Genomic DNA, 15087 nt, shown 5'->3' with positions numbered 1-15087 from the left:
GACGGCACACCTTCGGCGACGGTCGTCCACGACGGGAGCCCGCCCGGATTCTCCTTGCGGAGACCGGGCGGGCGTGTGCGTGGATGATTGCTCGTCGACCGTCGACCGTCGACCGTCGACCGTCGACCGGCCCCGTGTCAGCGGGTTGCTTTCGGACCGGGCAGGCGGTGTCCTTGCGCGAGGGTGTTCGACGTGATGAACGCCGTGACGGCCGTGACGAGTTCGTCGAGGGTACGGCTGATGCCGCGGTCGAGTGCGTGGTCGATCATCGGGTTGTTGGTGCCGGTGCCGCACGAACAGGTCGGACGCGGCGACTGCGGCGACGTTGAAGCGACGGCTGTCGGTCTGCAGTCCGAAGCAGGGGTTTGTTCCAGGCGTGGGCCAGGCCCAGTTCGACGCAGGCGCCCGGGCGCGGCGGCGTTCGCCCTCAACCACGAGCTCGTGGCGGAGGACGTCGAGCGGGCGATGGCCGACCACGACCCGTCCGCGCAGGCGTCCCGGTACGCCCCGAGGTCGGTACCGCAGGCCGTTTCCTCGAACCGATCCCACGAGCCGCTGCGCCGACGGCCTCCCGACGCAGGTTCGACCGGGCCGCTCGGGAGCCGCGCGCATTCCCGAACACGCAGCCGCGCCGACGCGCGCGTGTGTTCGCGCGTGTGCACTTATGCACGTGCGTGCGTACGCACGTACGCACGAAGAAGGAGTACCACCATGGCAGCAAAGTCCACCCGTCCCGGACAGCGTCACCGAACGCACGTTCCCCGACCGCGTATTGCAGGCGAAGGGACCCGTCCTGGTCCGGTTCTGGGCCGAGTGGTGCGGGCCGTGCATCAGGGTCACGCCCATCGTCGAGGAGTTGGCCCCGAGCACGCGGGCGTCCTGGACGTCGTCAAGATCAACGTCGACGAGGAGCCCGCATTGGCGGAACGGCACGGAATCTCCTCGATCCCGGCGTTCGTGGTCTGCGCCGACGGCGCCCCCGCGAAGTCGTGGACGGGCGCCGCCCCGAAGCCCGCCCTGGAACGACACCTCGGAGCCTTCCTCCGCTGAGCCCCGACCCGGCGGGCGCCGCGCACCCGCGCACCCGCGCACCCGGCGCCGGGCCGGGTGCGGGGTGTCCGCCATCCGATCGATGCTAATCGTGGGCAGCGAACCGCTCGGGGCCTTCCGGCGCCGGGCGGGCCGGGACCCGGTCGTGGTGCGCGGCGCGCAGGTCCTTGCGCAGGATCTTGCCCGCCGCCGATTTGGGGATGGCGTCGATGAACTCCACCCGGCGCACCTTCTTGTGCGGGGCGACCCGGTCCGCGACGAAGCACATCACGGCGTGCTCGGACAGTTGCGAACCTGTGGGTCCGCGCACGACGAACGCCTTGGGTACCTCCTCTCCCGACTCGTCCGGCACGCCGATCACGGCGGCATCGGCGATCAGCGGGTGGCTCAGCAGCACCGCCTCCAGTTCGGCCGGCGGCACCTGATACCCCTTGTACTTGATCAGTTCCTTGAGACGGTCGACGATGTAGACCCTCGAATCGGCGTCGACCACTGCGATGTCCCCGGTGTGCAGGTAACCGTCGGCGTCGATCGTCGCGCGGGTGGCCGCCGCGTTGCCCAGGTATCCCGCCATCACGTTCGGTCCCTTGACCCACAGCTCGCCCGGCGCGCTGCGGCCGTCGGCGGGCAGGGCCACCTCGATGCCGGTCTCGGGATCGACGATCTTGTTGACGGTGTTCGCGATCGGCCGGCCGACGGAGTCCGCCGGGGCGTCCTCGTCGATGCCGACCGTGTGGCTGACCGGGCCGAGTTCGCTCATCCCGTACCCCTGGTAGACCCGGCAGCCCAGGCGCGCGGCCACCGTCCGGGCGAGGGCTCCGTCCAACGGCGCCGCGCCCGAGCAGATCGCGCGCACGCTCGACAGGTCGTGCGCATCGACCGCCGGGTGTTTGGCCAGCGCCAGCGCGATCGGTGGCGCGATCAGCAGATAGGTGCAGCGGTGTCGTTCGACGGCGCGCAGGAAGTCGGCCAGGTCGAACCTCGGCATCGTGACCAGCGTGGCCCGTCGGTGCAGCGCGGCGTTGAGCAGCGCGGTGAGGCCGTAGATGTGGAAGAACGGCAGTACGGCCAGGATGCGGTCGTCGTCGGTGAATCCGGCCGGCTCGGCGATCTGGCAGACGTTGGCCACCAGGTTGTGGTGCGTGAGCATCACACCCTTGGGCCGGCCCGTGGTGCCGGAGGAGTACGGGAGCACCGCCGTGTGCGTACGCGGGTCGATCGGCGGCTCCGGTGCGGCCAGTTGCTGGTCGAGCAGGTCCTGGAGCGCGGGGTGGCCGGGTACCCGATCCAGCACGATCACGCGTTCGGCGGGGATGCCGACCCGGTTGGCCGCCGCGCGCGCCGCGGGCAGCAGGGTTTCGGCGGTGACCAGGAACCCGGCCGCCGAGTCGCGCAATTGGTGGGCGATGTCGTCGGGGGTGTACAGGACGTTGATCGTGGTGGCGGTGCCGCCGGCGCGCAGGACGCCGTGCAGCACCGCCGCGAACGAAGGGCTGTTCGGCGCGTGGATCGCGACCACGTCGCCGGTGCGGAGCCCTCGGCTTGCCAGGGCACCGGCGATCGCCTCGACCCGCTCGAGGAGTTGACGGTAGGTGACGCTCTCGGAGGTCGAGGCGTCGACGAGGGCGGGCCGGTCGAGCCCGCCGTCCTCGAAGGCACCGAACAGGAAGCGGTGCACGGGTACTTCGGGTATGTCGACGTCCGGATACGGACTGGCGAAGCTCAACGGGGGACTCCTTGGCAGGGATCGGGGGAACCCGGGGCGCTCCCGGTGTGCACCCGGGTCAGCGCACGGTGGGCAGTTCGACGGAGTCGTCCGAAAGCAGGGTGTGGACGTCGACCATCTGGCCGTCGCGTTCGACGTAGCCCATCAGGTTCACTCCGGAGCCCCACCCCAGCAGTCGCTGGATCTCCTCGGACAGGCCCAGCAGCCGCTCGCGCGGGATCGACAGGTACTGGTTCTCCTCCTGGCGCAGGCACGCGAGGTCGAACGCCATGGTCAGACCGGTCCTCGGCGCGTTCGTGGAGTTGTTGCCGCCGCCGTGGTAGGTCGATCCGATCCAGATCAGTGCCGATCCCGCGCGCATGCACGTGGAGACGGCCTCCTCGCGCCGGGGCGGGCGTTCGTCGTCCCAGCGGTGGCTGCCCGGGATGACCAGGGTTCCGCCGTTGTCCGCGGTGAAGTCACTGACGGCGACCATGATCTGCACGCGCCCCTCGCGGCCGTAGTCCGGGTGGCGCCACAGGAAGCTGGAGTCGTCGCGGTGCAGCGGCTGGTCGCCCTGGCCGGGGTGGATCCGGATGGCCTGGGTGACGCCGATCTGGATGTCCGGGACGATCTCGATGCGGTCCTGCCCGGCCCAGATGGGTACGGGCTTCTGCAGGATCTTCTTGGCGGCGCCGTGGTACAGCGGATGCAGGGCGATCTGCGGCATCAGGTCCAACCGGGCGAACAGTCCGCCTGCGCGTCGGGTGTTCGTGCCGGCGAAGTAGGCGTCGTCGCCGCACCGGGTCCGGTCGAGGATCGGCTCCAACTGCCGCTGCAACTCGGTGTGGACGGCGGGCTCCAGGAAGCCGTCGATGACGACGCCGCCGTCGCGGTGGATGACGTCGACGACGTCGTCCACGCCGGCGTCGGCGCCGGAGAGCGTGGTCAGGCTCGCGGTGGTGGTCATGAGGTGGCCCTTCAGCGGGTGGTGGTCGCGGATCGGGGGGAGAGGGTTTCGATCTGGGCGAACAGGCCCATGTCGCCGTATCCGGCCGCGCAGGCACGTTCGAGGTTCGCCAGGTTCGCCGCCATCAACGACGCGCTCTGTCCCGCGTGCAGCATGGACTCGTGCCAGGACTTCACGGCGGCGGCGTAGATGTGGAGCGTGGCCTGGTCGGTCGAGTAGTCCCGGGTCTCGAACGTGTCGACGGCCTCCTGGAGGAGTTCCAGCAGTTTTCCGGTCCACAGGTGCAGGCTGTGGCGCATCTCGGCGACCGCGACGCCTTCGGCGCGGGCGTAGGAGGCCGCCTCGTGGAAGGCGCCGAGCGCGACGTTGAAGAACGCGCCCGCCATCGCGGCGTCGAGCACGTTCGCGGCGCCGGGACGGGTGCCGACGAATCGGGACTGGGCGGCGACGGGGAGCAGGAGGTCGCGCAACGCCTCCCACGCCTGCGTGGATCCGGAGTAGTTGATGCCGGACGTCTCGGTGCCGATGTCCTCCGGGTAGGCCGCGATGGCGCCGTCGAGGTACAGCGCGCCGCGGGCCTCGATCCACTCGGCGAACGCGGTCGCCTCGGCGGGGGACCCGGTGGCCGTGTTGACGATGGTCCGGCCCGTGAGCGGACCGCATTCGGCGAGCACCGCACGCACGACGTCGTAGTCCAGCAGACAGACGATGGTGACCGGGTTCGCCTGCACGGCCGAACGCGCGGACTCGGCCACGGCGGCGCCGGCGGCCGCAACGGGTGCGCACTTGGTGGCGGTACGGTTCCACACGGTCACCCGGGCGCCGTTGCGGAGCAGTGCGTGGGCGAGCGCGGATCCCATCAGCCCGGTGCCCAGAAGCGATACGTTCATGTGGATCGGCCTTCCTGTGTGGTCAGTCGGCGGTAGTCGGACATGCGAAAGAACCTGGTGCGCAACCAGTACTCGACGGTCGTCGCCGGCCAGAGGGTGTCGATGCGGCCGTCGGCGGACTGGTACCAGCTGGTGCAGCCGCCGGACGCCCACACCGTGCGCCGCATGCGCTTTTGGGTGGACGTGTAGCTGCGGTCCCGGGCCCGGCGGTCGAGGTCGACGGCATCGATGCCGGCCTGTCGCATGCGGTGGATCGCCGAGGCGATGTACCGGGCCTGTGCCTCGATCATGAAGACGACCGAGTTGTGTCCGAGCCCGGTGTTGGGCCCGTTGAGGAAGTAGAGGTTCGGGAAGCCCGAGGTGGCGATGCCCAGTTTGGTCGCGGCGCCCTCCCGCCAGGCGTCGAGCAGCTCGACGCCGTCGCGGCCGAACACCTTCATCGGGGCCAGGAAGTCGGTCGGGGTGAACCCGGTCGCGAAGACGATGGTGTCGACCTCGTGTTCGGTGCCGTCGGAGGTCACCACCGAACGCGGGCGGACCTCCGCGATGGTGTCCGTGACCAGGTGCACGTTGTCGCGGCGCAGTGTGGGATACCACTCGTCGGACACGAGCCGCCGCTTGCAGCCGGGGTCGTAGTCGGGCGTGACCTGCGCCCGCAGCCGTGGATCCGGCACCTGCGCGTGCAGGAATTCGAGTGCGGACGCGCGAAATCGCTCGATCAGCTTGCGGTTTCCCAGGAAGGCCCGGGCGAGGGATTCGAACTCCCAGTAGGTGCGCCACCGTTGCAGTCGCTGCCGGGCGGGACTGCGGGCGAAGGTGGCTCGGGTCGCTGCGGACAGCGGGGCGTCGCCGCGGGGCATGATCCAGTGCGGTGTGCGCTGGAAGACGTACAGCGCGTCCGTGCGGGAGGCGATCTCGGGCACGAACTGGATGGAGCTGGCCCCGGAGCCGATCACGGCGACCCGCTTGCCGACGAGGTTGTGATCGTGGCGCCACCGGGCCGAGTGGAAGGTTGTGCCCGCGAAGGACTCCAGGCCGGTCAACCGGGGGATGAACGGTCGGCTGAGCCCGCCCGAGCCGTTGACCACCACGCAGGCGTCGACGGTTTCGCCGGAGGCGAGGTGCAGATCCCACGTGAGGGTCCGCTCGTCGAAGCGCATCTCGCACACCTCGGTGCGGAACCGGATGTGCCGCAGGAGGTCGAACCGCTCGGCGACCGAGCGCAGATAGGTGTGCAGTTCGTCCCACGGCGGGAAGACCCGGGTCCAGTTCGGGTTCTGCGCGAACGAGAACGAGTACAGGACGCCGGGCACGTCGCAGGCCGCGCCGGGATAGGTGTTCTCGCGCCAGGTGCCGCCGATGTCGTCCGCGCGCTCGAACAGGGTGAAGTCGTGGATTCCCCTCCTCTTCAACGCGATCGCCATGCACAGACCGGAGAATCCCGTCCCGATGATCGCGATGTGACCACTCTTGTCGCTGGTTGCCATGGTGTGCCTTCGGTGTTCCTTCGATGTGCCATGGGTGTTCCGTGGGTGTTCGTGGGTGCGCCGTGGGCGTCAGAGACGGATCCAGGTCGTCTTCGTCGACGTGAACTTGTCGAGGGCGTGGATGCTCTTGTCCACGCTGTGGCCGGACAACTTGCGACCGCCGAAGGGCACCGAAAGATCCCCTTCCTCGTAGCAGTTCACCCAGACCAGGCCCGCGTCGATCGCTCGGGAGAGACGGTGCGCCCGGGAGAGATTCGAGGTCCACAGACCCGCGCCGAGGCCGAACGGGGAATCGTTCGCGAGCCGGATTGCCTCGTCGGCGTCGGTGAAGCGGGTGACCGCGAGGACCGGTCCGAAAACCTCGTGCCGGAACAGGTCGTGCTCCGGTCGCACGTTCGTGCACACGATCGGATCCAGGTACCAACCGTCGCCGGCACCTGCCTCCAACGAGCCCGAAACCGGTGTCGCCCCCTGCGCCACGGCGGTCCGGGCGTGCGCCAGGATGTCGGCACGACGGCGTTCGCTCGCGATCGGCCCGATCCGGGTCATGGGGTCGAACGGGTCGCCGACCGGGGTGCGTTCGATCTCGGCGAGCACGTCCGCGACGAATTGCTCGGCGATCTCCTCCTGGACCAGGAGCCGGGAGCCCGCGGTGCACATCTGGCCGGCGTTGAACGTGATCGCCCACGCCACGGTCCGTGCCGCCGCGGCCGGGTCGGGTGCGTCGGTGAAGATCAACTGTGGGCTCTTGCCGCCGAGTTCGAGGTGCACCGGCTTCGCGTTGGACTCCCCGGAGCAAACGAGCAGCCGTTTGCCGACCTCGGGGGAGCCGGTGAACGTGAGGCAGTCGACGTCCAGGTGCCGGGCCAGCGCGGATCCGGCAACGCCGCCGGCCCCGGTCACGACCTGGAGCACACCGTCGGGGAGGCCGGCCGCGGTGCCCAGTTCGGCCAGGCGCAGCAGCGACAGCGGCGACTGGGTCGCCGGCTTGACCACGATGCTGTTCCCGGCGAGCAGGGCCGGTGCGATCTTCCAACTGCTCAGGGTCAGCGGGAAGTTGTCCGGCGTGATCGCGGCGACCACGCCGATCGGCTCGCGGGAGATCAGGGCGAGGGCGTCGGTCAGGCCGCGCGGGGCCTCGTCGAGCACCTTGTCGGCGAGCTCGCCGTACCAGCGGAACGTCGCCTCCGTGGCCCGCAGTTCCACGTCTCGCGCCTGCACCACCGGCTTGCCCATCTCGAGGGTGACCAGTGCGGCGAGTTCGTCGCGGTGTTCCCCGATCAGGTCCGCCCAGCGGAGCAGCACCGCGCCCCGCTCCCGGGCGCCGATGCGCGACCAGCGCCCGTCCCGGAACGCCGTACGCGCTCCGGCGACGGCCCGGTCGACCACCGCGGGGGTGGCCTGTGGAACCTGTGCGGCGGTTCGTCCCGTGCGCGGCGACACGAGGTCCTGTCGGGGGCCGTCGGGGTCGTCGAACCACTGCCCGTCCAGCCACATCGCGGACGGCACGGTGAGCGTGGACGCGAATCGTGTCCACTCGTCTCGAGTGTTCATCTGCCCTCCGTCTGCGGGATTTCGGCGCTGCCGCGGTCGGGTCGCACTTCGGCCGGGAGGCCACTCGCGTGGACCGGCGGGATGCGTCCCTGCCAGGGGCTCGCCTTTTCGAGGTGTGCGGCCACGGCCAGCAGCAGGTCCTCGCGTCCGGATGCCGCCGCCAGTTGAACGCCGACGGGCAGGCCGTCGCACATGCCCGTGGGCACCGAGATCGCCGGGTTGCCGGTCACGTTGTGCACGGCGGTGAACGGCGAGTAGCGGGACAGCGTGTCCACCCACTCCCGGGCGCCGATGCCGGGCCGGTTCGCGTCGAGTTCGCCGATCGGCCACGCGGTGGATCGCGTCACCGGCGTCAGGATCAGGTCGAACCGGCCGAGGAAGTCGGCGGTGGAGCGGGTGAGTCGGTGCTGGTAGGCGCGGGCTCGGGACACGTCCTCCCAGCGCAGTGGCCAACCGTGGCGCACCATCGCCGCGGTCGCGCTCTCCAGTGCGGCGAGCGCTCCTTCCACGTCGCGTCCGTCGGTCAGTGTCCGGACGGTGTCGGCGATCGAGGCGGACCAGAACGTCAGGTTCAGGTCGCGGAAGCGCTCCTCGTCGACCTCCGGGGCGGCCTGCTCCACGTGGTGGCCCAGTTCCGCCAACAGCCCGGCGACCCGGACCACTTCGGAGGCGACGGCCGGGTCGGCGGGGTTGCCCGGCGGGCCCGTGGACACGGCCACGCGCAGGCCGCGCGGCCGCCGGTCGAGCGCGGCGACGAACTCGCCCGGAGCCCGGCGCGGGAGGTGGTAGCGGTCTCCCGGGGCGCTGCCGTGCACCAGGTCCAGCAGGGCGGCGGTGTCGCGGACGGTGCGGGTGACGGCGAACTCGGCGGTGAGGCCGAACAGCGGCTCGTCCGCGCCGGGGCCGGGCGGGATCAGGCCGCGCGAGGGTTTGAGGCCGACCACCCCGCACAGGGCGGCCGGAGTCCGGATGGAGCCGCCCGCGTCGTTCGCGTGCGCCCAGGGCAGTGCGCCCGCGGCGACCAGGGCCGCCGAGCCGCCACTGGATCCGCCTGCCACCCGGTCCGGATTCCACGGGTTGCGGGTCGCCCGGCCGATCACCGGTTCGGTCGTCGCGCTGAAGCCGAACTCGGGCGTGCTGGTGCGGCAGACCACGGCCAGGCCTGCCGCGCGCCAGCGTGCCATCAGGTCCGAGTCGCCGGACGCGACGTGTCCGGCCGTCAGCGCGCTGCCGTTCTCGTTGGGTACTCCCGCCGCCGTGCACATGAGGTCCTTGAGGGCGAACGGAACCCCGGCGAACGCCCCCGACGCGCAGTGCGCCGGCGGCTCGTCGAACACGTCCCCGACGACGGCGCCGAGAATCGCATCCACGTGCACGATCGCGGCGCGCGCCAGGGCGAACAGCTCGTCGGGGGTGACCTCGCGCCGCGTGACCAGGTTCCTGAGCGCGGTGGCGTCCAGGTGGGCGTACTCACGCAACTCCATCGAGCTTCACCTCCTCTCGTGCGGGGGTCGTGTGAGCGGGGTCCGGGCGGCGAGAGTCCGCGTCGTGCGAGGCTGCGTGCGCGGAAGCGGCGTGGTGCGAGACCGCGTGCGCGGAGGCCGCGTGGTGCGAGACCGCGTGCGCGGAAGCGGCGTGGCGGGAAGCCGCGTGTGCGGAGGCCGCGCGCACGAGCCAGGCGAAGATCGGATCGTGCGCGCGCCATTCCGGATGCCACTGCACGCCCAGCACCGGTGCGCCGGGCAGTTCGACGGCCTCCACGACGCCGTCGGGCGCCCAGCCGGTGGCGGCCAGTCCCGTGCCGAGCCGGTGCACGGCCTGGTGGTGCAGCGAATTCACCCGGGTGCCCTCGCCGAAGATGTCGAACACGGTCGATCCGGCGGCAAAGCGCACGTCGTGGGTCTCGTCGGCCACCTGCGCCCCGGGTGAGCGGTGGTCGATCGTGGTGGTGTCGAGATCGGCGATCAGCGTGCCGCCGAGGGCGACGTTGAGGATCTGCAGTCCGCGGCAGATGCCGAGCAGCGGTGTGCCCAGTTCCATCGCGCACGTGATCAACGCGATCTCGTGCCGGTCCCGGCGCGGGTCGCCGTCCGGATCGGTCGCCGGGGTGTCGAGGTTCAACGTGGTGGGGTGTACGTCCTGGCCGCCGGAGAGCACGAGGGCGTCCAGCCGCTCGACCAGGTCCGGGCCGATCGCCTCGTAGGGCAACTGCACCGGGATGGCGCCCTGTTCGTCCAGGCGCGTCGCGAAGTCCGCGTAGTGCATGTCGAACTCGCGCGTGCGGTAGCGGGGTTCGACGTAGAGCCGGCCGGCGTTCGCCCGCCGACCGGTGATCGCGATCAGCGGCCGGCGCGGCCGGTCAGCCGAATTCCACGATGACACGGTTCACCCCTCCCGCGCGCAGCGACGCCAGGCCCGATTCGAGGTCGTCGAAGCCGATCCGCTGCGAGATCATCGCGTCGAGTTCGAGGCGCCCCTGCCGGTACAGCTCGGCGAGCCGCGGGATGTCGGCGGGGAAACGATTGGAGCCCAGGAGCGAGCCCTGCAACCGCTTCTCGTGCAGGAACAGCTCCGACGCGGTGATGCGCAGTGGTTGATCGTCGGGCACCATGCCCAGCACCGTTGCGACACCGCCGCGGGCGAGCATCGCGAACGCCTGCTCGACGGTGGCGCGCCGCCCGATGGCCTCGAAGGCGTGGTCGACGCCGCCCGACGACAGCCGCCGGACCGCCTCCACGGCGTCCTCGGCCGTCGCGTCCACGGACGCGGTGGCGCCGAGCAACCGGGCCTGGGCCAGGCTGTGTTCGTCGATGTCGACCGCGATGATCGCGGTCGCGCCGGCCAGCCGGGCGCCCTGCACGGCGGCCAGCCCCACGCCTCCGCACCCGAGCACGGCCACGGTCGACCCGGGGCGCACGCGAGCGCTGTGCCACACGGCTCCGACGCCGGTGATCACGGCGCAGCCCAACAGGCAGGCTCGGTCGAGCGGGACGGCGCGGTCGATGGGCACCACGCTGTTCTCGTGCACGAGCATGCGTTCGGCGAAGGCGCCGATGCCGCCCATCCTGCCGACCTCGGCGCCGTGGCGGTTCAGCAGTGCCGGGCGCGGCCGGGTGCGCAGGCGGGAGTGGTCCACGCAGAGCGTGAGCCGGCCGTCGAGGCAGTATCGGCACCGCCCGCAGAAGGCCGTCAGGCAGGCGACCACGTGGTCTCCCGGGACGGTGGCGGTGACCTGTGCGCCCACCGCCTCGACGACGCCGGATGCCTCGTGTCCCAGGACCTCGGGCAGGGTCGTCGGCCAGTGCGCGTCGAGGTACTGCAGGTCGCTGTGGCACAGGCCGACCGCCGCCGTGCGGACCAGGACCTCCCGGGGACCGGGCGCGTCGAGGTCGAGGTCTTCGAACTCGAGCCGGCCGGGGGCGGCGTTGAGTACTGCGGCCCTCATCGGGGTTCCTCCCTTGCGTGGCGTCATACGTGTTCGAAGTAGCGCTCGAGTTCCCAGTCCGAGACGCCGGCCTCGGGGTCTCCTCCGGTGGTGTGGAACTGGAACCACTCCCAACGGCGGGTGCCGATCCAGTAGTTCACCAACTCGGCGCCCAGGATCGCGGTGAGCTCGGTGTCCGCGGCCAGGGCCGCGACGGCCTGCGACAGCGTGGCCGGCAGCCGCGGGGCGCCCGGGGGCAGGCCCCAGGCCATGACGGTGCAGGCCGGGCCGGGGTCGACGCGCTCGCGCAGCCCGAGGATGCCGCCGGCGAGGAACGCGGCCATCGCCAGGTGGATGTTGACGTCGGCGGACGGCACCCGGTACTCGACGCGGGTCAGCTTCGCGGAGCCGCAGATCGCGCGTACCGCGGTGCTCTTGTTGTCCACGCCCCACGTCGCGGTCGTCGGCGGTCCGTCGAACTCGACGATCCGCCGGTAGGAGTTGACCGTCGGGTATTGGAAGGAACTCGCGGCGGGCAGTGTGCGCAGCACACCGCCGATGAAGTGCCGCATCGTCTCGGACGGTTGCCCGGGCGAGGCGGGGTCGACGAAGACATCGTCGCCGTCCCGTTGCAGGGAGAGGTTGATGTGCGCGCCCTGACCGAACTGGTCCGGCGACCAGCGGGCCATGAACGTGACGGTGCGCCCGTGTTCGTAGGCGACCTCGCGCATCACCTGCTTGGTCCGCACGTACAGGTCGGCCGCGGTGAGCAGGTCGGTGGGCGGCAGATTGATCTCGATCTGGCCGTGCGCGGATTCGTCGGCCCAGCCCTCCCACGGGATACCGGCCTCGTCCATCCGCGCGGCCATCGCGTCCAGCAGCGTGGTGAAGTCCGCGGAGCGGCTGAGCAGGTAGATGCCTCCGTGGGTGCCGCCGAGGGGATGCAGGTCCTTGAAGCCCTGCGCCCTGGCTCGATCGACGGATTCCTCGAACACGGTCGCCTCGATCTCGACGGCGGCCCTGCCGGTGTAGCCCAGCGCGGCGAGTTCGCCGATCACCCGCTTGAGCGTGGAGCGTGAGCACACGGGGAGCGGAGCGCCGGTGCGGTCGACGAGATCGCACATCACCGACGCGAGTCCGGGTAGGGCCGGATCCGGGGTGAGGGTGTCGAGATCGGGCTTGAGGATCACGTCGCGCATCTCGCCGCGCCAGTCGCCGAAATCGAAGCCGAGTTGGGCGCTGTTGGCCAGGTCGACGGCGAGGGCGACGTCGGCGAAGCCCCACCCGGACTCGGCTCCGGAGGTGAACTTCCGCGGCGACAGGTGCTTGCCGACGAGCACGCCGTCCAGGGTCACCGTCTGCGCGCGGACCACCCGCACGCGGTCGGCGTCGATCCGCTCGGCGACGGTGGGGGAGTCAGACATCGTAGACCGCCTTCATCGAGGCTCCGGTGACCACGGACAGTTGACGGTGCGTTCCATTGATGGCGAACCTGCCGGCCCGCACGCTGTGCACGAGCCAGTCGAATCCGGCCATCAACCGGCGCAGATCGAGATCGTTGCCGTGGATTTCGTACGGCTGCTCGCGGGGGCCGGCGTGCACCACCTCGCCGGTGTCGACGGCGTGCAGGACCAGGCCGGGCATGCCGGACAGCGCGGAGGACAGCGCCCAGAAGTCGCGGGTGGCGGCGGCGAGGGCCGGCGGTTCGGGGTTCACCAGGGCCGAGACGGTCTCGACGGCGAGCGCGTCGCCGTTCGCGGACGACACGGTGAGTGCGAACGGGTCGACGTCGAGCGTCGTGGTCGGCACGACGGGGTCATGCGAGTCGAGATGCAGGCCCTCGGCGGTGCGGGTCAGCGTCACACGCTGGGCGTCGACGCTCGAACGCAGCGCGATCGGGTCCGGTCCCGGGAGCCGGCGGAGCGCGTCGCGGCCGCCGGGGCTGCGCAGGGCCACCCGCACGCGGGTCGCCACGGCGCGCACGATCGGCGTCGGGTCGGCTTCGGTGGTCACCACGGGATCGGGGCGACGTGGTTCGTCGGTGCCGTCCGGGGCGGACGGACGCGGGTCCGTCACCGCTCGGGTGTCGGTCATGGGGCCTTCTCTCTGCTGCCCCGGCCAAGGTGCAGGGGGACTCTGTGCGGACGAGGGGGAGTCGCCGGCATCCGCGCGGACCGGTGGGTGGCGGGGGTGCCTCGTACGACGGGCTGCCGTGGGAGGAGGCAGTCGCACTCATGTCAGTCGGTCGACTGACTCAAGTCAGGTGACTGACATTAGGTCGGGGTCCGGGTTCCGTCAATAGGTGCGTACGATCGGCGCCGAAGCGACGCGACAGCGCCCGCCGGGCGGGTGGCGGACGCGGGGGAGCGCGGGTGCGCACGGGCCGGCGCAGGTGGGTGCGGATGTGCAGTCGACGGTGCGCGCGGCCGCGGCGGCACGAGTGCGTGCGGCGCGGTCGGCATGGGCGGGCGCGAGGTCCGTCGTCGCCCGGATAGCCTTGCCGTCGCGCTCGTTCGGCGCGATGACCAGGACGAACAGTGGGCGAATGGTGGCGACATGGGATACCTGACGGCGGCGGAACGGCACTCGCGCATCGTCGAGGCGGCCACCCGTGTCATCGCCCGGGACGGGCTCGCCGCCGCGACCACCCGGCGGATCGCCGACGAGGCGGGCGTGAACCTGGCCTCGCTGCACTACGGCTTCCGGGGCAAGGACGAGATCTACGTGGCGGTCGACGACGCCCTGCGTACCTTCGTCATCGGGTCGAGCCCCGAACCGGCGCAGACGCACACGTGCCGGGAGATCGTGCGTTCACTGATCGAGCGTTTCCAACACCTGCTGCGCGCCGATCGACAACTGGCGATCGCCCAGTACGAGTTGCTGATGTGGGCGCTGCGCAGCGCGGACAAGGCGGACCTCGCGGCCAAGAGCTATCAGGCGTTCATCGACGCGTTCGCCGAGCGGCTCGAGCGGGCGGTGGACGTGGGGGAGCGGGACGTCGCGATGCTGGCGCGCTACACGGTGGGCGCGATCGACGGCTTGTACATGCAGAACCTGGCCGCCGGGACCGACGGCGTGAGTGAGCCCGAACTCGACGCGATCTCGGACGCGGTCGTCGCCATCGTCGACGCGGTCACCCCGCGCCGGTAGCGCGACCGGCCGGCGTCGCCCGGCCCGGCCCCGCTGTGCGCGGCCGTCGGCTCGGGCGGGCGCAGCTCGAGCCCGCCCGGCCGGAGTGGGTCCGGCTCACGGGTGCCCGGCTCACGCCTGTTCGGCTCACGCGTGCCCCGCCCCCAGGAAGCGGGTCAGCAGGAGGTGCAACATCGGGGTCTGGTCCAACGGTGCGAAATCCGGATCGGTCGCGCCCCGGGCGAACAGGCCGTCGAACTGGGCGGCCACCCACGTCGCGGCCCCGGCCGGGTCAAGGGTGTCGTCGATCTGCCCTGCCGCGGCGGCGCGGCGCAGCAGGTCGGCGATGCCGGCGCGCAGTTGGCGGTCGTTGCGGGCGAGCAGCGCGGCGATGCCCTGGTCCCGCTTGGCCTCGGCGGCGGTGTCGAGGACCAGATCGGTGTAGGCGGGGTCGGCCGCGAGGCTCACCACCACGTCGATCAGGGCGAACAGTGCGGCCAACGCGTCCTCGACGTGCATCAGTTCGGTGAGGTAGGCCGCGGTGTCGAGGTCTTCCTGTTCGAGGATCGCGATGATGATGGCGTGTTTGCTCGGGAAGTAGTGGAAGAGGTTTCCGGGGCTCATGCCCGCGCGTGCGCAAATGTCGGCCGTGCGGGTGCCGTGGAAGCCCTTTTCGGCGAAGCAGGCCGCGGCGGCGTCCAGGATCCGGCGGCGCTGCGCGGCGTGTTTGACGGGATCGACCGTGCGCATGGTGTTCTTGCTCTCCCGTGGCGGCTCGTGGAAGTTGACGTGTCGTGGGCGTGCTGCACTAATAATAGACCGACGAGTCGATCTATGAATCGGTGGGCTCGTCCGATCATCGACGCCTTCGTTCCAGA

Annotated in this window: 13 protein-coding genes and 1 pseudogene; 2 read left to right on the top strand and 12 right to left on the bottom strand. The window is 71.1% G+C overall.

What is annotated here, in order from left to right; genetic code table 11:
* Positions 1-137: 137 nt before the first annotated feature.
* Complete coding sequence (locus OG948_RS01555; RefSeq protein WP_406293137.1) at positions 138-269, bottom strand: hypothetical protein; 132 nt, start codon at positions 267-269, stop codon at positions 138-140.
* Positions 270-664: 395 nt separating this feature from the next.
* Here OG948_RS01555 and OG948_RS01550 point away from each other — a divergent pair.
* Positions 665-1050 (top strand): annotated as a pseudogene (locus OG948_RS01550) (thioredoxin family protein).
* Positions 1051-1135: 85 nt separating this feature from the next.
* Here OG948_RS01550 and OG948_RS01545 read toward each other — a convergent pair.
* The 10 genes from OG948_RS01545 to OG948_RS01500 form a co-directional block, all read right to left on the bottom strand.
* On the bottom strand, positions 1136-2776 hold the full coding sequence (locus OG948_RS01545; RefSeq protein WP_406293135.1) for a 4-coumarate--CoA ligase family protein: 1641 nt from the start codon (positions 2774-2776) through the stop codon (positions 1136-1138).
* A gap of 58 nt (positions 2777-2834) precedes the next feature.
* Complete coding sequence (locus OG948_RS01540) at positions 2835-3725, bottom strand: phytanoyl-CoA dioxygenase family protein (RefSeq protein WP_406293133.1); 891 nt, start codon at positions 3723-3725, stop codon at positions 2835-2837.
* An 11-nt stretch (positions 3726-3736) separates the two neighbouring features.
* A complete protein-coding gene (locus OG948_RS01535) occupies positions 3737-4615 on the bottom strand; it encodes an NAD(P)-dependent oxidoreductase (RefSeq protein ID WP_406293130.1) in 879 nt (292 codons plus the stop codon).
* A complete protein-coding gene (locus OG948_RS01530) occupies positions 4612-6102 on the bottom strand; it encodes a flavin-containing monooxygenase (protein ID WP_406293129.1) in 1491 nt (496 codons plus the stop codon). Before OG948_RS01530 ends, OG948_RS01535 begins: the two co-directional genes overlap by 4 nt.
* 69 nt (positions 6103-6171) lie before the next feature.
* Positions 6172-7656 carry an aldehyde dehydrogenase family protein gene (locus tag OG948_RS01525; protein ID WP_406293126.1) on the bottom strand — a complete coding sequence of 495 codons (1485 nt, stop codon included), beginning with the start codon at positions 7654-7656 and terminating at the stop codon, positions 6172-6174.
* Positions 7653-9140 carry an amidase gene (locus OG948_RS01520; RefSeq protein WP_406293125.1) on the bottom strand — a complete coding sequence of 496 codons (1488 nt, stop codon included), beginning with the start codon at positions 9138-9140 and terminating at the stop codon, positions 7653-7655. The genes OG948_RS01525 and OG948_RS01520 overlap by 4 nt, the downstream gene beginning before the upstream one ends.
* The gene (locus OG948_RS01515) at positions 9127-10038 is read right to left on the bottom strand and encodes a gamma-glutamyl-gamma-aminobutyrate hydrolase family protein (protein ID WP_406293123.1); all 912 of its coding nucleotides are present in this window, start codon (positions 10036-10038) and stop codon (positions 9127-9129) included. The genes OG948_RS01520 and OG948_RS01515 overlap by 14 nt, the downstream gene beginning before the upstream one ends.
* A complete protein-coding gene (locus tag OG948_RS01510) occupies positions 10016-11101 on the bottom strand; it encodes a Zn-dependent alcohol dehydrogenase (RefSeq protein ID WP_406293120.1) in 1086 nt (361 codons plus the stop codon). Before OG948_RS01510 ends, OG948_RS01515 begins: the two co-directional genes overlap by 23 nt.
* Positions 11102-11124: 23 nt before the next feature.
* Positions 11125-12504: a glutamine synthetase family protein gene (locus OG948_RS01505; RefSeq protein WP_406293118.1), complete on the bottom strand. Its 1380-nt coding sequence runs from the start codon at positions 12502-12504 to the stop codon at positions 11125-11127.
* Positions 12497-13174 carry a hypothetical protein gene (locus OG948_RS01500; RefSeq protein ID WP_406293116.1) on the bottom strand — a complete coding sequence of 226 codons (678 nt, stop codon included), beginning with the start codon at positions 13172-13174 and terminating at the stop codon, positions 12497-12499. The genes OG948_RS01505 and OG948_RS01500 overlap by 8 nt, the downstream gene beginning before the upstream one ends.
* A gap of 462 nt (positions 13175-13636) precedes the next feature.
* Here OG948_RS01500 and OG948_RS01495 point away from each other — a divergent pair, with 462 nt between their 5' ends.
* Entirely contained in the window at positions 13637-14230 is a 594-nt protein-coding gene (locus OG948_RS01495) for a TetR/AcrR family transcriptional regulator (protein ID WP_406293115.1), read from the top strand.
* Positions 14231-14356: 126 nt separating this feature from the next.
* Here OG948_RS01495 and OG948_RS01490 read toward each other — a convergent pair whose 3' ends face one another.
* Positions 14357-14959 (bottom strand): TetR/AcrR family transcriptional regulator, encoded by a 603-nt coding sequence (locus OG948_RS01490; protein ID WP_406293113.1) that lies wholly within the window; start codon positions 14957-14959, stop codon positions 14357-14359.
* Between the last annotated feature and the right edge of the window lie 128 nt (positions 14960-15087).

Source organism: Embleya sp. NBC_00888 (assembly GCF_045207655.1).
Taxonomy (GTDB): domain Bacteria; phylum Actinomycetota; class Actinomycetes; order Streptomycetales; family Streptomycetaceae; genus Embleya.
The sequence above is the reverse complement of the archived record's forward strand: the minus strand, read 5'-3'. Positions and strand labels throughout refer to the sequence as shown.